Annotated in this window: 20 protein-coding genes and 2 pseudogenes; 12 read left to right on the top strand and 10 right to left on the bottom strand. The window is 61.6% G+C overall.

Going from position 1 to position 19,598, the window contains the following annotated elements; translation table 11 throughout:
* Positions 1 to 418 precede the first annotated feature (418 nt).
* The 3 genes and pseudogenes from M3N53_13110 to M3N53_13120 all read left to right on the top strand — a co-directional run bounded on the left by M3N53_13110 (position 419) and on the right by M3N53_13120 (position 1,987).
* A pseudogene (locus tag M3N53_13110) lies at positions 419 to 523 on the top strand (single-stranded DNA-binding protein).
* Between the two features lie 385 nt (positions 524 to 908).
* The gene (locus M3N53_13115; protein MDP9069268.1) at positions 909 to 1,361 is read left to right on the top strand and encodes a hypothetical protein; all 453 of its coding nucleotides are present in this window, start codon (positions 909 to 911) and stop codon (positions 1,359 to 1,361) included.
* A gap of 32 nt (positions 1,362 to 1,393) precedes the next feature.
* On the top strand, positions 1,394 to 1,987 hold the full coding sequence (locus M3N53_13120; protein ID MDP9069269.1) for a hypothetical protein: 594 nt from the start codon (positions 1,394 to 1,396) through the stop codon (positions 1,985 to 1,987).
* 297 nt (positions 1,988 to 2,284) lie between these two features.
* Here the strand turns inward: M3N53_13120 and M3N53_13125 are convergent, their stop codons facing one another.
* On the bottom strand, positions 2,285 to 3,310 hold the full coding sequence (locus M3N53_13125) for a hypothetical protein (protein MDP9069270.1): 1,026 nt from the start codon (positions 3,308 to 3,310) through the stop codon (positions 2,285 to 2,287).
* Positions 3,307 to 3,732 (bottom strand): SigE family RNA polymerase sigma factor, encoded by a 426-nt coding sequence (locus M3N53_13130; protein ID MDP9069271.1) that lies wholly within the window; start codon positions 3,730 to 3,732, stop codon positions 3,307 to 3,309. The genes M3N53_13125 and M3N53_13130 overlap by 4 nt, the downstream gene beginning before the upstream one ends.
* A 339-nt stretch (positions 3,733 to 4,071) precedes the next feature.
* Between M3N53_13130 and M3N53_13135 the strand changes: the two genes are divergently transcribed.
* Together M3N53_13135 and M3N53_13140 are read left to right on the top strand one after the other, a co-directional pair.
* Positions 4,072 to 4,485, top strand: coding sequence for an ArdC family protein (locus M3N53_13135; GenBank protein MDP9069272.1), 414 nt, complete (start codon positions 4,072 to 4,074; stop codon positions 4,483 to 4,485).
* A complete protein-coding gene (locus M3N53_13140; GenBank protein MDP9069273.1) occupies positions 4,467 to 4,928 on the top strand; it encodes an ImmA/IrrE family metallo-endopeptidase in 462 nt (153 codons plus the stop codon). The genes M3N53_13135 and M3N53_13140 overlap by 19 nt, the downstream gene beginning before the upstream one ends.
* Here the strand turns inward: M3N53_13140 and M3N53_13145 are convergent.
* A complete protein-coding gene (locus M3N53_13145; GenBank protein MDP9069274.1) occupies positions 4,899 to 5,729 on the bottom strand; it encodes a hypothetical protein in 831 nt (276 codons plus the stop codon). The two genes, M3N53_13140 and M3N53_13145, sit on opposite strands and share 30 nt — an antisense overlap.
* Positions 5,730 to 5,923: 194 nt before the next feature.
* On the bottom strand, positions 5,924 to 6,532 hold the full coding sequence (locus M3N53_13150) for a hypothetical protein (GenBank protein ID MDP9069275.1): 609 nt from the start codon (positions 6,530 to 6,532) through the stop codon (positions 5,924 to 5,926).
* A gap of 308 nt (positions 6,533 to 6,840) precedes the next feature.
* On the opposite strand from M3N53_13150, the gene M3N53_13155 reads away from it, so the two are divergent.
* On the top strand, positions 6,841 to 7,404 hold the full coding sequence (locus M3N53_13155) for a hypothetical protein (protein MDP9069276.1): 564 nt from the start codon (positions 6,841 to 6,843) through the stop codon (positions 7,402 to 7,404).
* A gap of 199 nt (positions 7,405 to 7,603) precedes the next feature.
* Positions 7,604 to 7,969 (top strand): single-stranded DNA-binding protein, encoded by a 366-nt coding sequence (gene ssb, locus M3N53_13160; protein ID MDP9069277.1) that lies wholly within the window; start codon positions 7,604 to 7,606, stop codon positions 7,967 to 7,969.
* A 1,128-nt stretch (positions 7,970 to 9,097) separates the two neighbouring features.
* Here the strand turns inward: ssb (M3N53_13160) and M3N53_13165 are convergent.
* Complete coding sequence (locus tag M3N53_13165) at positions 9,098 to 9,742, bottom strand: hypothetical protein (GenBank protein ID MDP9069278.1); 645 nt, start codon at positions 9,740 to 9,742, stop codon at positions 9,098 to 9,100.
* Positions 9,743 to 9,796: 54 nt separating this feature from the next.
* Positions 9,797 to 10,519, bottom strand: coding sequence for a hypothetical protein (locus M3N53_13170; GenBank protein ID MDP9069279.1), 723 nt, complete (start codon positions 10,517 to 10,519; stop codon positions 9,797 to 9,799).
* Positions 10,520 to 11,042: 523 nt separating this feature from the next.
* On the opposite strand from M3N53_13170, the gene M3N53_13175 reads away from it, so the two are divergent.
* Complete coding sequence (locus tag M3N53_13175; GenBank protein ID MDP9069280.1) at positions 11,043 to 11,195, top strand: single-stranded DNA-binding protein; 153 nt, start codon at positions 11,043 to 11,045, stop codon at positions 11,193 to 11,195.
* Positions 11,196 to 11,534: 339 nt separating this feature from the next.
* On the opposite strand, the gene M3N53_13180 is transcribed toward M3N53_13175, so the two are convergent.
* A complete protein-coding gene (locus M3N53_13180) occupies positions 11,535 to 12,701 on the bottom strand; it encodes a pentapeptide repeat-containing protein (protein MDP9069281.1) in 1,167 nt (388 codons plus the stop codon).
* A gap of 215 nt (positions 12,702 to 12,916) precedes the next feature.
* On the opposite strand from M3N53_13180, the pseudogene ssb (M3N53_13185) reads away from it, so the two are divergent.
* Together ssb (M3N53_13185) and M3N53_13190 are read left to right on the top strand one after the other, a co-directional pair.
* A pseudogene (gene ssb, locus M3N53_13185) lies at positions 12,917 to 13,198 on the top strand (single-stranded DNA-binding protein).
* Between the two features lie 898 nt (positions 13,199 to 14,096).
* The gene (locus tag M3N53_13190) at positions 14,097 to 15,422 is read left to right on the top strand and encodes a M20/M25/M40 family metallo-hydrolase (GenBank protein MDP9069282.1); all 1,326 of its coding nucleotides are present in this window, start codon (positions 14,097 to 14,099) and stop codon (positions 15,420 to 15,422) included.
* Positions 15,423 to 15,670: 248 nt separating this feature from the next.
* Here the strand turns inward: M3N53_13190 and M3N53_13195 are convergent, their stop codons facing one another.
* Positions 15,671 to 16,516, bottom strand: a complete 846-nt coding sequence (locus M3N53_13195; GenBank protein ID MDP9069283.1) for an LLM class flavin-dependent oxidoreductase — start codon at positions 16,514 to 16,516, stop codon at positions 15,671 to 15,673.
* Positions 16,517 to 16,614: 98 nt separating this feature from the next.
* The gene (locus M3N53_13200; GenBank protein ID MDP9069284.1) at positions 16,615 to 17,427 is read right to left on the bottom strand and encodes a membrane protein; all 813 of its coding nucleotides are present in this window, start codon (positions 17,425 to 17,427) and stop codon (positions 16,615 to 16,617) included.
* A gap of 109 nt (positions 17,428 to 17,536) precedes the next feature.
* Here M3N53_13200 and M3N53_13205 point away from each other — a divergent pair, with 109 nt between their 5' ends.
* The gene (locus M3N53_13205; protein MDP9069285.1) at positions 17,537 to 18,034 is read left to right on the top strand and encodes a MarR family transcriptional regulator; all 498 of its coding nucleotides are present in this window, start codon (positions 17,537 to 17,539) and stop codon (positions 18,032 to 18,034) included.
* A gap of 112 nt (positions 18,035 to 18,146) precedes the next feature.
* The gene (locus tag M3N53_13210; protein MDP9069286.1) at positions 18,147 to 18,815 is read left to right on the top strand and encodes a thioesterase family protein; all 669 of its coding nucleotides are present in this window, start codon (positions 18,147 to 18,149) and stop codon (positions 18,813 to 18,815) included.
* A 25-nt stretch (positions 18,816 to 18,840) separates the two neighbouring features.
* On the opposite strand, the gene M3N53_13215 is transcribed toward M3N53_13210, so the two are convergent.
* Positions 18,841 to 19,485 carry a LysE family translocator gene (locus M3N53_13215; GenBank protein ID MDP9069287.1) on the bottom strand — a complete coding sequence of 215 codons (645 nt, stop codon included), beginning with the start codon at positions 19,483 to 19,485 and terminating at the stop codon, positions 18,841 to 18,843.
* Positions 19,486 to 19,598 lie beyond the last annotated feature (113 nt).

Below are 19,598 nucleotides of genomic sequence, written 5' to 3' on the forward strand. Positions count from 1 at the left end.
GGCGCGATTGGCTGAAATTAGGATCGCTCGGAAAGTTGCTGCGCGGCCTTGCAAAACCGTCGTCCTAACGGACTTGTGGGTTCGAGTCCTACGCCCTCCGCCTAGCGCCTTGGTCCTACCCGCAGTTACGGGCTTCCTCGAGAAGCGCCCTCACCTAAGAAGTGTCGATCCGGGTTCGAGAGGTGTTTCGTCTAGCCCTCACATCCCTTCTTCTCTGAGCGATGCTGCGCGCCAAGCTCAGCCATTCCTGCTGACGCAACCGTAGTCCGCTCACTCCTCCACGCAACCGCACGCTGCGCGCTCATGAGTGCTCGCTCGACTGCCTCGTCGGTTGCGTTGCGTCGTCCGGGCGCGGACTTGTTCCGGTGGCGTCGGAACGGTTTCGGGCGCAGCCAGGTAGCGCCCAGGAAGAGAGGTAGTGATGAACCAGGTCGCTTTAGTCGGAAACATCACCGACGATCCCGAGCTTCGCTACACCCAGAGCGGTGCGGCCCTCGCAGGCTTCACCGTCGCGGTCAGCCGCCGCGCCAGCCACAACGGCGAGTGGCAGGACCAACGACGGGTTCTTCCCCTGCACGGCATGGCGCTCGGTCGCCGAGAACGCAGCGCACACCCTCAAGTGACCGGCTGCCCAGCGACAACACGCTGACGCGACACACGGAGTTTTGTACGTGTCTAGTCCGATCGAGTCAGAAGGAACCATACGTGTCTAGTCCGATCGAGTCAGAAGGAACCATACGTGTCTAGTCCGATCGAGTCAGAAGGAACCATACGTGTCTAGTCCGATCGAGTCAGAAGGAACCATCCGTTTGAGCCATGGTGCTCGATACTAGACCTTAACTACCGTTGGCCCTCCAGTTTAGGCGCGGTAGCAAGGAGGGAACTGGAGAAAAATCAACGTTCGGCTGGTGGCGGTGGCCGCCGCTCTCGGCTTAACCAGCGTCTTTGGGCTCGCGCACGCGCAGCCCGGGCAGTCCGGCTCTCCGGGGGAGCGCCCGCCGAAGGGCCCTTACGTGAACTTTTGCCCCACGCCGGATCAGGTCGAGGCGCATCTGGCGGAGTACGGCTTCGATTACAAACCCACGGTGGCATGTACAGCAGAGGGTCAAATCGGCCCGTCTTCTTCGGGGGAAGGGGCGCCAGACCCGGGTTCCGCTGAGGAGGCGAACAATGCCGCCATGGCCCGAGAGAAAGCGTTTCTGAAGGGCCTGACCCCAGGGGTCGATGCCGACGGGGATCCGACCACGCTCGAGGGTATTGGTCCTGACGGCCAAGAGGTTGTCATTTTCGTTCAAACAACGCAGCCCGAGCGGTTCGAGGGCATGACCCCGGCAGAGTTCGCAGAACAGGTGTACCCATGAGGGGGGGCGAAAGGGAATTGAAACGGGGTCGCGTGTTTGCAGTAGTCGGCATCTTGATGGTGCTGTCGGTGTCGGCGCTTGCCATCGACGCGGTGTATGCAACCAATCGAATTTCCGACGGACGGCACTGGGGACAAGGGAGTTTGTCCCGAGAGTTCGTAACCATCGTGGATAACACCGACTCAAAGTGGCCGGTCTACGCAGCCGCCCTAAAGTGGGACGAAGCTCCAAAGATCGATGTCGTCTACAAGTACGGCACCTGCAGCGGCAGCTACGGGCACTGCGTCGGGGTAGGGGTGATCAGCGCGAGTCAGTACCCGTATGGTGGCTGTCTCGACAGCGGCGGGTATGCGGTTGTCTCACCTTACTCCTCAAGCAACAACCACATTAATCCGGATGAGTCGTTCATCCGCTTCAATGGGGACTGCGGCCGAGATGCATTCACGAACCGGGACCGCAGAGCGCTCGCCTGTGAGGAAGAGGGTCACATGATCGGTCTCGACCACGCGAACTACGACCTCTACTCCAGTACCTGCATGGCTAGTGGTCCCATCACTAGGTTGAAGGAAACGCCCCGGCAACACGACTTCGACCTCGTGGACTCGATCTACACGCACGGGCACTGACCTCTGCGACAAGTAGGGCATCTAATCTGGACCACTCCCGTTTTCGGAAAGATTCTGCTGTACTTGGGAACCCCGCCGCAACGGCGGGGTTCCCCCTTATTCTTCCCGCCCCGGCCTGTCTTGATACCCGCTCACACCTACCAGGCCCTTCACTCAGGAACGCTTAAAGGCGGGCGGGTGGTTGATGGCGTTCCCTGCCTGAGACTCTGTTCTTAGTTCTTGGTTCTTGGCGTCTGCGACGAAGCCCTCCGCGTTTCTAGTAGGGCGCGCTCATCCTGCCTCCCCTCTTAATCGCTACTAGAGGCTAGGAAGGTCTGGGCTGAACTCAAGTCTGACCGACGGCTCGTCACCGCTGATCTCATCGTGGGGCCAGGTGGCTTTCGCAACGTAGCGCTTGCCGTCGAGCACGAGTTCGACTCTGTATCGGAACGGTCCCTCACCAAGCTGCGTGGCTTGTCGGCCCATGTCGTCGGGTCCATCCCAGTAGAGGCTGCCCTCCGGACGGCAACGTGACCGCGCCAGCTCCGCCTCGAACGTCAGTGACTCGCCCCTTGCTGCTTTCACGGTGATTGTTGCCGAGGCTTGCTCGGGAGTCTCGGCAAGATTGTCGAGCGCCAGCTCGATGCCATAGCTGTCAGGGTTCCGAGCGCTCCCCGCCAGAATCGCTGTGCGAGCCTCCGGCTCTGGCAGTGAACCGTCTTCGGGCGTGGTCCACCGGAAGGTGACCGAGAGGCTTCCGTCACCTTTGCCGAACAGCGTGACGTCGTACGCGCCCGCGTATCCCGCTGGTCGCAGCACCAATTGACCCTCTCCCGTGTCCTCCACTGGGACCTGCTGGACCCGTCCACATTTCTCGCCGGCGGGAGTGAAGAAGGCATCGAAGGACCAGTCATCAAGTGGGAACTCCACGAACACTTCCTCGGGGGAGCCGACGTCCGGCGGCTCGGGCGGAGGACCGCCACTGACACACCTGTTCCCGAAGCAATAACTCCAAGCGGTGAGCTCGACGGTTTGATCCGAAGACCTGACCGTGACGGATGGCGGTGTGTTCCGGTCTCGTTTCGTATCACCTGGAGGCGACGATCCCTCGGGAGTTGGCGTCGTGACGGGTGCCAGGTCGACGCTCAGCTGGTCGTCTTGGATGACCTGGGACCCGACGAACACCAACATGACGCATGCGACGATGCCTAGGCTCGCCCCAGCCATGAGCTTTGAGCGACGGCGTTTCGCACGGTGGAGTGTCTCGGGGGGAAGCGCGGCGCCGGAATCGACAGCGTCCAGTCGGCGCTTCAACGCGTCGCGGATGCGGGGATCGTCGTTCATGCCTCATCTCCTTGAAGCTGCTTCCTGAGTGTTTCGCTCGCTCGATGGTTGAGAGACTTCACCGCTGACACGGAACAGCCGAGCACGTCGGCCGTTTGAGCCTCAGACAGATCTATGTAGTAGCGGAGGAACAGGACCGCGCGATGTCTCACCGGCAGGCTCAGTAGAGCGGACCAGACCTGGTCTCGGTCGCCGATGTCAGGAGCTGGCGCGGGTTTATCGCCGGTCAGGCGCTTATGGATGTCGCGATCGCGACGGACCCGTCGGCCGTGGTCGCGTGAGAGATTGATGACGGTGCGATAGAGATAACCTGCCGCGCGTTCCGGATCGCTTAACGTGAGTACGCGACCACCCAATCGTACGAACGCCTCCTGCAGGAGATCCTCCGCTTCATGCGCATCCCCCGTGGCCAGATAGGCCATGCGGCGGACCCCAGGGGCGTGGGCCACATACAAGTCGTTTAGGCGTTGATCGGTGGATCTCGTCACGGCGCCTTGAAGACCCTTTCGCTGGACTGCAGGTATTGAATCGCTCATGGTCTATACACGCAGACGGACCCGCCGAGGTTTCGGTTTAGCTCGAAATCGAAGTACCTCGCAGCCCCAGGCAGCCCCCTCTCGGCGGCTTCGCAAGTCTTAGCGCCGGCGCTCCGGCGTCAAGGGCGCTCCTTCGTCGCGTCCCTGCGGGATTTACCCCCTTGACCCCCTCGCGTAGCCGGCGCTCGTGCGGCAGGCAAAGCCGCCGAGCTAAGGAGGTACGCGATGACCAGCAAGACCGAGAACCGGAACGACAAACTCCGAGCCGCTCACGACAAGCTCCAGGACGCTGTCGCCGAGATCGTCTCCGGCGACGACTGGAAGCGGATGCTCAAGATCGCATCCAAGTTCCACCGCTACAGCTTCAACAACCACCTGATGATCTTCCTGCAGCGACCCGACGCAACGGTCGTCGCCGGCTTCAACCGCTGGAAATCCCTTGGTCGTTCAGTGAAGAAGGGCGAGAAGGGCATCGCCATCTTCGCCCCCTGCCGATACAGGACGAAGGTAGAGAACCACGCCGGCGAGGAGCAGACGGTGCAGCAGATACGTGGCTTCCGTGTCGTCTACGTCTTCGACATCTCCCAGACGGAGGCGACGACCTGCGGGACCTGGACGCGGTGCGGCCGAAGCTCCTAGACGCGGACGCGCCCGAGGGCATCTGGAACGCACTCGTTTCCCAAGCCGAAGCGGCCGGCTTCGAAGTGATCCGCCACCGGCGTCGGAGTGAGAACGGCTACTGCGACTTCTCGAGCAAGCAGATCGCGGTGCGCCCCGATGTAGCACCGGCTCAAGCCGTGAAGACTCTGATCCACGAGCTCGGTCATGCGCTCCTCCATTCGGAGGGCCCGGTGGCGAGTCGGGAGGTTGCCGAGGTAGAGGTCGAGTCGGTGGCCTACATCGTTTGCGATGCGATCGGGCTCGATACCGGCAACTACAGCTTCCCCTACGTGGCCCGTCGGGCCGGCGGCGCAACCGACGTCGTCAGGCAGACGGCCGAACGAGCGATTGGCTGTGCGAAGCAGATCCTCGAGAGCTTAGAGGTTGAGTGCTCAAGGTTGAGGGACAGGCAAGCCTCGTGAGGCCAACTCCGTCTTGAGGATCTCCACTTCTCGTCTCTTAGGCGGAGCGGCGGCCGATGCCGTGCTCATGGCGATGACGAAGGAATCCGCTGGTCCTTCGTACACCTTGACCTGCCGATAGGCCTTGGGTTTCGTTTCGGTCGGGTACGGCTCGCCACCATGACCGAGGTGCATGAGCTGTCTTAGGCCGAGGTGCTCGAGTTGCTCGTACCAAGGGGCGCCGAAAGCAAAGATCCAGGTTGTCCCGAGTGAAGCAATCGGCTCCCAGACGAATTCCCTCACGACCTTCGGGGGCGGCCGCATACGGGAGCCTTGAATCTTCTTCGAGTGCCACGGATAGAGCTCCCAATTCACCATGCGCCGGTGTTCCAGGTTGTCGTCGGCGTACCAGTCCTTCATGAATCGATAGCGCGCGTCGTGGAAGACGTTCTTGCCCCAATCCGTGATGTCAGCCTCTCGTAGGTAGGGCCACGTGGCCGCCCAAGCGGTGTACGAGCCGAGGGCGCGTATCTCGTTGGCGTAGGTGCCGTTTCGGGCCTGCGCCGTCGGACGGGGAGCGCCTGGGTTGAGTCCCATAAAGACGATCTTGTGCTCACCTGCGAAAAGATCTCCGAGGTAGGGCTCAGGCATGACCTGCGGGTCGACAGCTCCTTCCCCGATCCCCTTGTAGGAGTCGAACCAAGCGTCTAGAGGTGCGTCGAGCGGGAACTCGCCCGCGATGTAGCGATCGATGATGTTGTCCCAGAACGCTGCGAACTCCTTGAGGTCCTTAACTGGCCCCACCTCCCCCGTGTGACCCACGATACGCGCAGGGTGTGACACGACCGCCACGGGCGCGGATGAGCCTGACACGACTGGTCCGCTACCCATTCGGTCACGCCGGCTGCCGTTCTGTGACGGCGCCAAGTCATGCCCGCCGCTGTGTCCGCCCTCAGACGGTCACTTCGTGCTGCGTCTTCGGGCGGTGGGTCGGGCTTCGCCCGAAAGGTCAAGGGCTACGAGTGGCGGCCCTCGATCTTCTTCCAGGCCGCATACTCAGCTGCCTCTATCTGGGCACACAGGGCCTGGTCGTGTTGGATGGGTCGAGCCCTCTGCGTGAAGGTAACCAGGGCGTCGTCGTCCCAGTTCCACCCCAGGACGAGCACCTCCGCGCGAGGTGTCTGGACGCGGAAGATCCTGAGTTCCCGGTGTTCGTCGAATGACGCACGTTCGACCCATAACCCCTTGTCGAAGGCGACCGCTTCGAGAGGTCGACGCTGGCCCGCTTGGAGCATTCCGTGCGGACCCTGCCTGAGTCGCCCACGGCCGATGTTCTCAACGAAGTTGGCAAGTTCGGTCTCGTAGGAAGCTTCATGCAGCAAGAAGGTGTGAGGCGGCGAGCGTTTGGTCATGCCCTCTGCGCCGGTGGAGATGATCTCGATTTGTCGGTCTGGGGTTTCGACGGCCAAGTCATCGTCGTAACTCATCGTTATTGCGAGGGCATGCTTGCGGTCGCCCCAGACGCCGCGGACCATCACGTCGCCCGTCCAATCTGAGGGAGGGACCGCGTACACGGGAAAGCGGGCGTTTCGCAACGTCTCTATCGCTTGTCGCGCCAGGTCCACGGGCTCACCTTGGCATACCTGCGGCAGACGTTCTTCTTGGCGGCACGTTAGGGGCGGCCGCTCCTTCGGTAAACCGTGAGTCCTGCGCGTCCATGGATGCTCGGACCGGCTGCGCCGCCGGTTGACCTCGTCGCTATCTCCGCCCTGAGACACGGGCCGTAAGAACGTCTAAGCGCCACGGAAGGCGCGAAGGAGGTAGCAGACTCCCGCCCTCGGTCGACTCGCGTTGGCTCGCTGCACCTCGGGCGGCGGAACACCGAAGGCGGGAGGATTGCATGCGTGGATGACCTGTGGGGGATTAGACGCTGATGGCTGTGATTGGCGAGACGCGCTACGGCGGGATTTACGAGGGTGGACCTTGGGCCGCCTTCGATGTGTCGGCGACAGGAGCAGACCCGCTGGAAGGAGGGGAACACGTCGTGGTGCCCGGTTTCTCCGCTTGGCATACGCAACCCGCCGTTCCCCAGGAAGCATTTGGTGGCGACTCCTTCGCTATTGAATGGTGGATGGCGGGACCCTCTGTACTGGTCGGCGTGGGTGACGATGCGACCCAGGCGCTTTCCCATCTGGAGCATCTCCGACGGCAAGCCGAAGAGGGAGTCGAGAAGGTGCGTCGTTACGCGACTGGACTGAGGGTGGGGATCGCAGGGTGCGCGCACGATTCGATGCGAGCTGATGATTGGTCACCTATTCGGATGTCAGCGATTGTTCGTGATGCTCGGCTGGAGCCGAATACAAGTCGGTTCGGATCAGCGTTACCAGCGCAGTGGATCTACCTGGTTGAGTTCGATGACGCCCTGACGTCTGAGGTGCCGGAGCCCTTCCTCCGATTCGATATCTCCGAGTGGCCTGGTCACTTCACTCTCACCTGAGCGCTGCTGCCCGAGTCAGCCATTCCTGCTGACGCAACCGTAGTCCGCTGACTCCTCCACGCAACCGCACGCTGCGCGTCCATGGATGCTCGCTCGACTCATCGTCGGTTGCGTTCCGTCGTTCGGGCGCGGACTTGTTCCGGTGGCGTCGGAACGGCTTCGGGCGCAGCCAACAAGCGCCCCAGGAAGAGAGGTAGTGATGAACCAGGTCGCTCTAGTCGGAAACATCACCGACGCTCCCGAGCTTCGCTACACCCAGAGTGGCGCGGCCCTCGCGAACTTCACCGTCGCGGTCAGCCACCGCAGCAAGCACAACGGCGAGTGGCAGGACGTCAACGACGGGTTCTTCCGCTGCACGGCATGGCGATCGGTCGCCGAGAACGCAGCCCACACCCTCAAGAAGGGCATGCGAGTCTTCGTGGCGGGCAAGCTCGTCCAGCGGAACTTCGAGGTCGAGGGCCAGAACCGGACAACGATCGAAGTTCAGGTCCAGCACGTCGGCCCCGATCTCCAATTCGCCACCGCCACGATCCAGAAATCGAGCGCTGAGACGCAGGCTTCCTAGGGATTCCAGGTCTTTGAAAGAGCCCGGCAAAGCCGGGCTCTTTACGTTTAGTTTTCGGCTTAGCCGTCGAGAGCAGGAAGCGGAGCGAGTCGCTCGAAGACGGAACTCGCAGGACGACGGCAACAAGCGTCAGTCCGTCGAGATCCAGGTCACCCACGTGGGACCGGACCTTCAGTTCGCTACGGCAGAGGTAGCGAAGAGGAGATCCGATCAGCAGGCTCCCTCGCGTTCGATTTCTGAAAGAGCCGGCAATGGCCGGGGCGGGGTCTTTCCAATGGTTTGGTTCGCCATGAGGAGCCAGCTAGCTACTCTCTCGCGAAGCCTTGTCGGGTATTCGCGCTCTCAACGTACCCGGTTGAGTACACGTACCAGGCAACATACGTCAGAATGTCGAGATCCAGGTCCCACGCAGCTGGACGGGATGTTTAGCTCTCGTCTCAGAGGTAGCTGGACCACCTTGGTCAGCTGTGGCTCTGCTTGCAGCGGCATCATCCTCGTTCACGTCGAATCGATTCCGAATCCCTGTTCCTCCTGCGCCAGCATGGGAGCGTCTTCTTCGCGAGCAGGGCTTTTTCGAGCAGGGCTACAGAGCCTTGGTGCGAACCAAGGTCACTAGGACGGAACTGGCGTGGTCACAGAACGATGACCGCACGCGAACAGCCCCAACCTTTCCTTTCCCTCGAAAGTACAATTCGCCCTCGAATCCTTCGTTCTCGCTCATGACGACATCGAAGTCAGCCGCTTCGACAGAGTCCCGATACAACGCGAGTGCGTCGTCGACGGAATGTGGCAGATTGAGCGCTACGCTTGTTCCGCCGGGGGGCCTAGCGAACTGAGTCAATTCTTCGCCTGCTCCGGGGGTGAAGAATCGCGGCAGGTTCTTGTCAGATACCTTCATCGGGGAGGGAAGTCCGCAGGCGTGTTCCCCTCTGAGGGTCCTGGACGGTTCGGAACCGCACGCTCCCAAGACTGCATGGAGAAAGAACGACATCAGCCACAGCGCCAGGCGACGGCTGTGCAAAGGCCCCACCGTCAGACCCGTCTGTTCAGCATCTCACCTGGGAATCCGACACCGGACGTGAAAACCTGGCCCGAATAGATCCAGCTCCGGAAGCGCCAAATGTCTGGTCAGGGAAGCGCTGCTGCGCGGCTCAATAGGGCAATGGTGAAGGCCGAATCCTGAGGCGCGCCATCCGTGTCAAAAATCTTTACCTGCTCGACGATCTTTCCCTCAGCATCACATACGGTTTGGCTAGACCCGAACAGAGGAAGGTTCGACTTCACGCTCACCACAGTTGCGTAGCTGGTTCGCGGGGAGGGCTCACCCGCGCACGTAATGCCGCTCGCGAAGCGTACTTGGTAAGTGCCGACACCAAGGCGCTTTGCGTTAAAGCTCTGAATGCGGCACTCACCGAGCGCCCCGACGTATTGGTAACCGAAGACTCCGGAGTAAGTGGCGCCTGGATCCTCGGGAACAATCCCCGCAGCTACGACAACTCCTTGATCGCAGGTGGTGAGGTAGTCAGAAGGCGGACGCCCGCCCAGCCTCGCCGAGTTTGGTGCCTTCCTGATGATGTTGTTTGGCAACCTGCCACTGTCGTCTGTAGCAACCAGTTTTGAGTCTCGGTTCGTGCTGGCAGGGCCAACCGCGTGGAACCCGTCAACTTTGTGCGCATTGCGAGCAAAGTCAACAACGGATCTTGCTACTGCCGGAGTTGAAACTCCTACGACAAAGATCGCTACAACCACCAGCCACGACTTCTGCGCCCCCACGATTCAACTCACCTTTTCTATTGACATTCGACCAGTTCGCGCGCGCCAATTGAGCTATCCACAGGCAAACCCCGGATTGGGCTCGAAGACCACCGCGCCCGCTGAGCGCACCCGCATCGCCTGGTGGTTATCCGGTCCCAAATTCCTATAGACAGAGCACGTAAACGCGGGGCTCCATTGTCCGAACTCATTCTCCGCGACGTAGCTGTTGAACCACGTGTTCCGTGAAGAAGACGCGTTATACCCGGTCGATTCTGCCCACGGAACCATCTTGACGTCTCGGTTCACGACCGTCGACAGATAGACCCACTGGCTCGTGTCGTAGCGGTAGTACCAGAGGTCCCAATGTTCGTCGCCGCCGGAGGTCATCCAGAAGAACATGATGTCGGACCCATAGTTGGAGATGTCGTGCAACGACACGTTGCTGTCACTGCGACAGTCGTAGCCCCACATCGAGATGTGCCCCGTATCACTGCGTTGTGCGACCAATTCCAGGCACTTTGAGAAGTCCTTGGATTTGGAGTGAAGAGAGGAGTGCTGGGTCGTTCCCTGGAAAGTCCCGGCATTGCAATCCTTTGCCGGAGGAATATGACCTACGTATACAACCGAACTCAGCGTGCTCGCAGCCTCCTTGTAAGGCGCCATGTCTTGTCTGTCAAAGAGTCCGACTTCATCACATGTATCGATGAAGTGATGGGCGCTGGCGGAATCCTGGGTTGCAGAGATGACGGTCAATGCTGCGAGAAGCAGGCTCAGGCCGAATGCTGGACGTCGCATGGATAAGCGCCTCCTAGGCTCAGGGACTTGGAACCGGGGCGGGCCTGAAGGTTGGGCACTCAGGGAGTCGCCGTTGCCTAAGCCGTTCCCGCATCGATTGGCTCGCCGCTTGATCCTCTGCCTCTTGCCAGTTTCCTCTGTGCGCCGCCCGACACGCTTCGGCGTCGTCTCCCTGTGTAGACGGAGTCTCGCCCTGAGGTCTGTCGGGATGGCCGGGTCGCATGATTTCGTCGATTGCGGGCTCTTGGGCCGGGTCGGCCGACGAGACGCTTTGACGGGGGCTGGCCGAGGTCGCTCTACCGAGGAAGCTGGATCCCACTAAGACTGAACCCACCAATACAAGCCGGGGTATCCCCGCCAACATTTTTTTTCCGGAACCGGGGGGCAGTCTCATCAGCCACCTCCTGCAGCTACGTTAACTATAGTAGTCGTATTTTGTATAGGAGCTGTTAAGCCCCTGTCAACCAATGCGAGCACAGGGCGCTCGGTCGCCGAGAACGCAGCGCACACGCTCAAGAAGGGCATGCGGGTCTTCGTGGTCGGCAAGCTCGTCCAGCGCAACTGGCAGGACAATGACGGCAACAAGCGTCAGAGCGTCGAGATCCAGGTCACCCACGTGGGTCCCGACCTTCAGTTCGCTACCGCAGAGGTAGCCAAAGCCACCGCAGGGGTTTGAGTTCGGCCTCGGACAAAAGCTCCTCGACCGAGGAAAAGCAGAGCGCGTACCGTCGTCATCGCGGAGATCTTTAACCGCACAAGCCGGTCAGTTCGGCTGCAGGGGACCCGCCACTTGCGTGCATATCAGCCGAGCCCCGGCTTGGCCCAGGTTTGATGCGTGGTCCACGGTCGGACCGAACCTGACCTGCGTCTCCGGCCGAGGAAGCAGGCGACGTAGCCGGCCGAATGGCGAGACAACAGAACATGTGCGGGGAATGATGGACGCTTCCTTTGCCGGATTAGGACGAACTCGGCCCCTGCTCAGCAGGTGCCGATAGTCAGACCAGGTCGCGTCGCGTCATCGTTGGTTCTCATTCCGCAGTTCGGCGGCATAGGCATGACGAGATTCGCTGGTCTCCCAGTCCACGTCTGCGAATAAGAGTTGTTCTGACGTTAGATTCTTCACATGGTAAAGCTTCACAGCAAACAGGTCGGCATCTTTGAGATCAGCTCCCGCGAAGTTCGACCCCGAGAAGTCAACCTTCTTTAGGATTGCGCCTCGCAGGTTTGAGTCTTCAAGTCGGCATTCAGTGAAGTAGCTAGACTCAACCCGAGCGCTGCTGAAGGTCGCCTTAGAAAGATCTGCTTTGTCAAAGAACACCTCTCGGAGCGTCGCACGGCTAAATGATGCGTTTCTCGCATGGGCTCGTTCGAAGCTCGAGCGTTCAATGGTCGCATTGTGGTCGAATTTGGCCTCGCCCAAATCAGCGTCCGAGAAGTACCCCACGATATGCCCACTGAATCGGCACTTGGATAACTCGGCACCCTGAAAGTTCACTCCGTCCATGACGACGTTCGTGAAGTCGGATGCCGCAAACCGCGCGTCATATGCGACCGCACCGACGAAGGAACTTCCGCTGAACCTCGCTCCCCTATAGTCGCCCCCGTGGAAGTCGACGCCGCTGAGGTTTATCCGGCTGAGGTCCATTACGTAGTCGGGGGGATCTCTTCGTGCGTCGCGTCTGCCGAGGACTGTTACAGCGGCCTGGACATCCGAAGCCACAGGTGTGACAGCGTCGCGCGACGGCAGCTTGTCTGGGTGGAAAGGAGCGCTGTGCTGCAGGAAGGCGGTCAGCAAGCTGATTATCTGGCGATGGTGCTCTATCGAAAGGCGCGCTAGTTGCTCAAGCGCAAAAATCCCACCGACGCGGATGTCTGGTCGTTCATGAGCCAGGTGGTCAATCGCGCGGTTGAATCGCTCCGTCAACTGGCTCTCTCGTGCGAGCTGTAACTGTTCGGCCGCGGCAAGCGCGCCACGGATGAGTAGCAAGGCGCCCCCGATCTGCAGAAGGACGCCTCGCAGGTTGTTCTGAAGGTCGATCCTTGTGGCCCCTAGTGCAACATCCTCCTTCGTGATGATCAGCGGCGGCAGGAGAAGGATCAGTAAGAAATACGCCACGGCGACGGCTACGGAGAACACGAACAGCCGTCGTCTAGTCGCATAGCGTCCATCTACCGGCTTCATCGGTCACTATCGTAGCCAGAGCTGGGGCGTGAAGGCGCAGCCGCGATGGTCGGCTGCCATAGGCAGGGTGGGTAGGCGACACCGCGTCAGTTCCCAGGTGACCTCAAGCTTTTGCGGATCCCGAACGCGGGTCTTAAGCAGGTAGCTTTAGAGAAAACCTCAGCGACGATCCCGAGCTCCGCTACACCCAGAGTGGCGCGGCCCTCGCAGGCTTCACCGTCGCGGTCAGCCACCGCTCCAAGCACAACGGCGAGTGGCAGGACGTCAACGACGGGTTCTTCCGCTGCACGGCATGGCGCTCGGTCGCCGAGAACGCAGCGCACACCCTCAAGAAGGGCATGCGGGTGTTCGTGGCCGGCAAGCTCGTCCAGCGCAGCTTCGAGGTCGAGGGTCAGAAGCGGACCACGATCGAGGTCCAGGTCCAGCATGTCGGGCCCGACCTCCAGTTCGCAACGGCGAGGATCCAGAAGGTGACGACCGAGACAAAGGCTTCATAAGAACTTCGGTTTCTGAAAGAGCCCGGCTTCGCCGGGCTCTTTGCCTTTGCTTTGGAGTTTTCGGTTCTCGCCATCGAGAGCAGGGAGCGGAGCGAGTCGCTCGAAGACGGATTCCTAAGACAACGACGGCAACAAGCGTCAGAGCGTCGAGATCCAGGTCACCCACGTGGGACCGGATCTTCAGTTTCAGTCGGCCGAAGTCAAGAAGGCGACTTCGCCCGAGGAGAACCAGACGGCATAGATAATCGCGTTGGGAGCGCCTCCGGCAGAACGCGCGGAGGCGCGCTTACGCTGGGTCGGAGTCGGGATAAGAGATGAAGTCGAGAAGACTTCCGTCGGGCTCTCTGAAGTAAACGCTCTCTTCCAGTCCGCGAACGCCATTGCGCTTCAGCCGGGCTTCGGCGCGTGTTCGGGGGTCCTTTGGCTGCGTCCTCGGTCCGGGAGAGCCAAAGGATATAGCGAGCGTGGATCGTCAGACGCCTCCGATTTCGAGCGGAGACGTCTGGTCTTGAAGCAACGTTGTGTGTTGACCGATGTCACCCTCTGTTATGCGTCCTCAATGGTAGGTGGTGTGGTGGGAGCTCTGTTCGGACCAACCCTGGCTTTGCTTTCGAGCTGAGCGGCATCGCCGTAGCGATAGCGGCCGCCTGAGCGATCCGCCTGTACATAGATGGTTGCCGGCTCGTCGGGGAACAGGTAGCCAGCTCGGCAATCTTTCCCTTGGTGCGGAACATGAGCTTTGGCTGGTGCGCCATGACCCCATCGTACGCGCGTGACAAACCCAGCGAATAGGCGTTGAGCTCAGCCTGTTTCATTACGCCGCGTTCGACGCGGGCGAACGTGGGCTGGTGAATCGCGACTCGCACATCGCTCACGGCCGCTCATCTAACCTGGCACGATGCAACCTTCACCCCTGCTCCTAGAGGAGCTCTTCGACTACATCCGCATCCCATCGATCTCCTCAGGGCATGGTGACCCCGCGGAGCTATCCAGATGCGCCGAGTGGGTTCGGGACAAGATCGTTCGTGCCGGAGGCTCCGCCGAGGTGGTCGAGGACCTAGGCAACCCACTGGTAGTAGGGGAGCTGAAAGCGGCCGATCCGGATGCCCCGACCGTCATGATCTACGGGCACTACGACGTGCAATCGCCAGATCCGCTCGATGCATGGACGACGCCCCCGTTCGACCCGCAGGTACGCGACGGCCGTATCTATGCCCGGGGCGCCAGCGACGACAAGGGCAACTTCTACCCCCTCCTCTTCGCGGCATGTGATCTCGCGATGAAGGGCGACCTGCCTGTGAACGTGCGCTGTGTCATCGAAGGTGAAGAAGAGGTCGGTGGCGACAGCATCCTGCGATGGCTGGCAGCGGACGAGCGCGGGGCGGATGCTGCGATCGTGTTCGACTCGGACATGCTCGATGCCAGCACTCCCGCTATCACGCTCGGTGTGCGCGGGATGGTGGCGTTCGCCGTTGATATCAAGACCGCCGAACGCGACCTGCACTCCGGGATGTATGGAGGCGTCGCGCTCAACGCGGCTCACGCAGCTGTACAGATGCTCGCTCAGGTGCTTCCAGGTCCCGACGGATTGCTGCGTGACGAGCTTCGAGCGGGCATCAGCTCTCCCAAGCAGGAGGAGCTGGAGTCGTGGGCGAGCTTCGCTCCGGGAACCCAGGTGATCGCCGAGGCCGGCGGGCGTCCTATCGTTGACGACGCTGCTCTTCACTACTACGAGCGCAACTGGGCCGACGCGTCGTTGGATGTGAATGGCATCTCGAGCGGCGACGCTGTCCAGAAGCGGACGATCGTTCCCGCCACCGCACAGATAAAGTTCACGATCCGGCTAGCGTCCGGTCAGGACTCCCGAGCGATAGCGAGCAAGACCGAGGAGCTGCTCCGGTCGGCGATGCCAAAAGGCGCCGAAGTAGACATCAGGTGGCAAGCGAGCGACGCCGCCGTCTTCGACCCGAACGACGCTGCGCTCCTGCTCGGGTTCGAGGCGCTGGAAGAGGCAACTGGCACCCGACCCGCACTGAAGCGCGATGGTGGGTCCATCCCGGTGCTCAAAGGGTTCTATGACCGCAACATCCCGACGATCTTGAGTGGTTTCGCCCTGGCGAATGATGGCATCCATGGGGTCGATGAGAGCTTCCGCCTCGACAGCTTGGCCCTATCCGAGGCGGCCTCTTACAAGCTGTACGAGAAGCTCGCCAAGCTTCGATAGGTTCTGGTCTTGTTCGATGAACCACTACCAGGTTCACCGCTTGCGTCTCGATTCCTGAGACGTGATTCAGGAGCATGTGAAGTATATCGGTCGCATGTGGACGCGTGGTCGGGCAACGGATGCTCTTATGCAAGGTCCTCCGTTTGAAATTTAACCGCTGCTGCGAAGGCTCAGCGCGCAATAGGTCAACGACCACCATCGAGCCGTGTGGTGAGGCGTGACGGTGAGGGGAACGAGCCGCCAGGGTGCTAATTGATCCTGCGCGGCGCGTGATATCCGATTCCTCGCTCTTGAGCTGTTCGACGCACGATCGGAAGCACTTCTTGTGCCAGACGTTCGACCTGCCGCTCTGGCTCGTCTCCTGCAGGGCTGAAGTTCATCGCGGTGAAACCTAGATCCGTGAAGCTGATGAGCTGCTCGGCAACGTGCTTGGCCGATCCCGACACGACCCCCTCTTCGGAGAATCCAGCATCTTGTATGCGGAAGTCGAGGTTGTAGGCGAGCGTGATCTCATCGGGCCTTCGTCCCGCTGAACGCGCCGCTTCGAAGATCCGATTCCGCATCGCAGGAACGTCCTGCGGGGTCGCCATCGCGAACGTCGGGATCCAGCCGTCGGCCACGCGCCCTGTGACCGCGAGCGAGTGTTTTCCGAACGTTCCCAACCAGATCGGAATGCGGTGTGCGGGCTTGGGTTCGAGCTCAGCGTGGTCGGTGTGGTGGTGCTTCCCCTCGAAGGTGAAATTCTCGGAGCTCCACAGGCCCCGGATTATCTGCACGGCTTCTTCGAGACCCTCGATCTTGTCCCTTGGCGATGCGGGAACACCTAGCCCGAAGGCCTGGAACTCATCGTCGGAGTAGCCGCCTCCGACTCCAAGGATCAGCCGGCCTTTCGAAAACCGGTCCAGCGACTCGGCCATCTTGGCGACCATCGCCGGCGGCCGGTAGGGCACGCCGAGCACCCGGCTCGCCACCTTGATACGCGTTGTCTTGGCGGCTATCCACGTGAGCATCGTCCACAGTTCGTAGCTCGGCGTGCTGCCGCAGGGGTGATCGTTCGCGGAGATGAAATCGAAGCCGAGTGCTTCGGCACGCATCGCGTCTGCTACCGGGTTGGCCCCATCCGCGGCCGTAGTTGAGACATTTACGCCGAACAACAACGACCTCGGCTGCTTCTCGTGCTTCGCGGACGAGGTCATATGCGCCCGCCGGTGTAGCGGGATTTCTCTGCGGAGGAAGTGGTGCCGAGTTGACCGCGGCGTCCCCATCGCTGCGCTGCTTGAGCGGCGCGCCTCACTCGATGGCGGTTCCTCGCTCGTCGGGGAGGTTCCATGCCGAAGAGGCGGAAGGAAGCATTGATCGCGGGACCTATCGCGATGGCGAACACGGCGGTTCCAGGACCAACGCGCCCGCCCATCAGCGCACCGGCCGCGAGGACACTGCCTTCGATCAGCGCGCGCGACGTGCCGGTGGACACGTGCAGCCTTCGACCAGCAGCGAGCATGAGGCTGTCTCTCGGCCCGGCGCCCAATCCTGCGCCGATGTAGATCGCGGTGCCGAGCGCGATCGCTAGCACGCCGACGAGCAACGCCATGAGGCGGGTGAGTATGTGCGCAGCTGGGAGCGAGTCGAGGCCGCCCGTGAAGAGAACGAGGTCGGTGAAGGCACCGACGAGCAGGACGTTTGCGATGGTGCCGGGTCCGGGCTTCACGCCCATGACGGCGCTGCCCAGCACGACGACGACCGAAACGATGACGACTGCAGCGCCGAAGCTGAAAGCGGTGTGCAGACGCAGCGCGTCATGGAGGACATCCCACGACGACACGCCGAGCTCTGCGCGCACCATCAATGCGATGCCGGCACCGAAAAGCCACAGCCCTGCGAGCAGGCGGGTCCAGGTGTGGACGATCGTCTCCGCCGAGGACTCCGGCGAAGCAGGCTCCCGCCGCCACCGCGCCGGCACCTGAGAGCGGGCGCCCCGGGCGAATCTTCGGTCTGCGATGGCCATGCGATCTCTTCCTTTCGGCGTTTGCGGTCGGGGGCGCAAAAGTCTGTGACATGTCATAAAATAACACCGGATGCGTGACATGTCAACTAAAGCAGGCTAACCTTGTCGCATGGCAAAGCCGCGCTGGTTAACTCCTGCTGAGGAGCGGGCATGGCGTGCTTACCGGCGGATGCGCGCTCGGCTCGACCTGCAGCTGGCGCGGGATCTCGCGAATGACTCGGGGTTGTCTGAGGCGGACTACGACGTTCTCTCCACGGTTTCAGAGGCGCAAGGCCGTCGGATGCGCCTGAAGGATCTAGCAGCTTCGATGCTGTGGTCGTCCAGTCGTTTGTCCCACCACGTGGCGCGGATGCAGGAACGGGGATTGGTAGTCCGAGAGGAATGCGCCTCGGATGGTCGCGGAGCAGTCGTTGCGTTGACGCCGGAGGGGTGGCGGACTATCCGTGCGGCCGCTCCCGCGCACGTTGAGTCGGTGCGCCGGCACCTGATCGACCTTCTAAGCCCGCAAGAGATCGACACCCTCGGCCGGATCGCGGAGAGGGTAGTGAAGCATCTGAGCGAAGTAGACCTGGAGCGCGCGCCAGAGCGTCTTGATCGTAGTGGTTGAGGCTTTTTTCCGAACCGACGGCGAGCGTTTCCTCGCTACCGCGTCAGCGGCGGGTCCCTGGGACCCCGCGTTTCAGGCTGCCGGCGTCGCGGCCGCTTTGTTAGCGCGACAGATGTCGCGCCTTGCGAGCCCGGCGCCGCGACGCATTGCGAGGATCACCTGCGAGGTCCTGCGGCCGGTTCCCGTCGCGGCGCTCGAAGTGGCTGCTTCGATTGTGAGATCAGGCAAGAGGCTCGACTTGGTGGAGGCGAGGTTGGTCGACGAGACCGGTGCTGTAGTGATGGTTGCCTCTGCATGGCGCCTCCCCGATGAGCGGATCGACCTTCCTCAGAAAGCGGGGGGCGAGGTACCGGACGCTTCGGTGGCGAGCGCGAGCGAACGCGACTTCTTTCCGGTCTCGTACGATGTCGGCTACCACACTGCCACCGATTGGCGTTTCGTGCGCGGCGCGTGGCTGGAGCCGGGGCCGGCGATGGCATGGACGCGCAGTCGGGTGCCGCTGGTAGAAGGCGAGAACCCCAGTTGGATAGAGCGCCTCCTGATCGCTGCCGATACTGCGTCAGGCATATCCGCGGTCCTCGACCCGCTGGTCTTCTTCTTCAAGAACGTAGATCTCACCGTCGAGGTGGATCGCCTTTCGGATGAAGAGTGGGTAGGTGTTGACGCTGTTACCGATCTGCCCGGTACGAACGTCGGCTTTGCGAGAGCAACTCTGTTCGATAGTCGCGGGGCGGTTGCGAGGTCGTCGCAAACGTTGCTCATTGCGGCTCGGGAAGATTGACTCGGAAACGGCGCTGTGGATCCGATCAACTGGCGGTCGTTCCCGGGCGGGTTCCGGAGAAGGCAGCGCCCGCGCCGAGAGCGATGTAAACGCCGCCACTGACCTTGCCGAGCCAACGCCGCACGTTGTCGCGGGTTTGCAACCAGGCACCTACGGTGCCGCCCGCCAACGCGAACGCGCCGTCGCTGAGCGCGGCAACCAGCGTGAAGCAGATGCCGAGTATGACAACCTGTAGGGCAACGCCCCCGCGGGCCGGATCTACAAACTGGGGCAAGAAGGCGAGGAAGAACAGGGCTACCTTGGGGTTGAGGACCTGGACCATTACGCCCTCCCAAAAGAGTCGCGAGTGCGACCGGAGCGCTGACGTCTCGCCGAAGTCGGCACCTCCTTCAGCCAACATGCGAATCCCGAGATAGACGAGGTAGGCCGCCCCCGCGTATTTCACGACGAGGAAGGCAGTGGCAGATGAAGCCAGAAGAGCGGATAGCCCCAGTGCGGCAGCGGCGATATGGACGAGGCCGCCGGTTTCGATGCCGAGCATTGAGACGATGCCGGCGCGCCGTCCTTGGGAGACGCTGCGTGTGACGACATAAACCACGGCTGGGCCAGGAACGATCAGCAGAGCGAAGCTCGCGACGCTGAAGACCAAGAGCGTGTGCGGGTCGGGCATCGGATGATGATTTCAGAATCGCCCCCAGGCTGCCACTCGTGGCCCTGGTTTCGCGTCGAAACGCAGCCGTTCCCTGCTCGCACAACGCGTAGCCGCTAACTCCTCCACGCAAC

Source organism: Actinomycetota bacterium, from assembly GCA_030776625.1.
Taxonomy (GTDB): Bacteria; Actinomycetota; CADDZG01; order CADDZG01; family WHSQ01; genus MB1-2.

Coding starts and splice junctions, on each gene's coding strand:
- M3N53_13135 (MDP9069272.1), top strand. CDS start 4,072: ATGACCAGCAAGACCGAGAACCGGAACGACAAACTCCGAGCCGCTCAC.
- M3N53_13190 (MDP9069282.1), top strand. CDS start 14,097: ATGCAACCTTCACCCCTGCTCCTAGAGGAGCTCTTCGACTACATCCGC.
- M3N53_13215 (MDP9069287.1), bottom strand. CDS start 19,485: ATGCCCGACCCGCACACGCTCTTGGTCTTCAGCGTCGCGAGCTTCGCT.
- M3N53_13210 (MDP9069286.1), top strand. CDS start 18,147: ATGTCGCGCCTTGCGAGCCCGGCGCCGCGACGCATTGCGAGGATCACC.
- M3N53_13170 (MDP9069279.1), bottom strand. CDS start 10,519: ATGCGACGTCCAGCATTCGGCCTGAGCCTGCTTCTCGCAGCATTGACC.
- M3N53_13175 (MDP9069280.1), top strand. CDS start 11,043: ATGCGGGTCTTCGTGGTCGGCAAGCTCGTCCAGCGCAACTGGCAGGAC.
- M3N53_13195 (MDP9069283.1), bottom strand. CDS start 16,516: ATGCGTGCCGAAGCACTCGGCTTCGATTTCATCTCCGCGAACGATCAC.
- M3N53_13180 (MDP9069281.1), bottom strand. CDS start 12,701: ATGAAGCCGGTAGATGGACGCTATGCGACTAGACGACGGCTGTTCGTG.
- M3N53_13130 (MDP9069271.1), bottom strand. CDS start 3,732: ATGGCCTATCTGGCCACGGGGGATGCGCATGAAGCGGAGGATCTCCTG.
- M3N53_13155 (MDP9069276.1), top strand. CDS start 6,841: ATGGCTGTGATTGGCGAGACGCGCTACGGCGGGATTTACGAGGGTGGA.
- ssb (MDP9069277.1), top strand. CDS start 7,604: ATGAACCAGGTCGCTCTAGTCGGAAACATCACCGACGCTCCCGAGCTT.
- M3N53_13205 (MDP9069285.1), top strand. CDS start 17,537: ATGGCAAAGCCGCGCTGGTTAACTCCTGCTGAGGAGCGGGCATGGCGT.
- M3N53_13125 (MDP9069270.1), bottom strand. CDS start 3,310: ATGAACGACGATCCCCGCATCCGCGACGCGTTGAAGCGCCGACTGGAC.
- M3N53_13200 (MDP9069284.1), bottom strand. CDS start 17,427: ATGGCCATCGCAGACCGAAGATTCGCCCGGGGCGCCCGCTCTCAGGTG.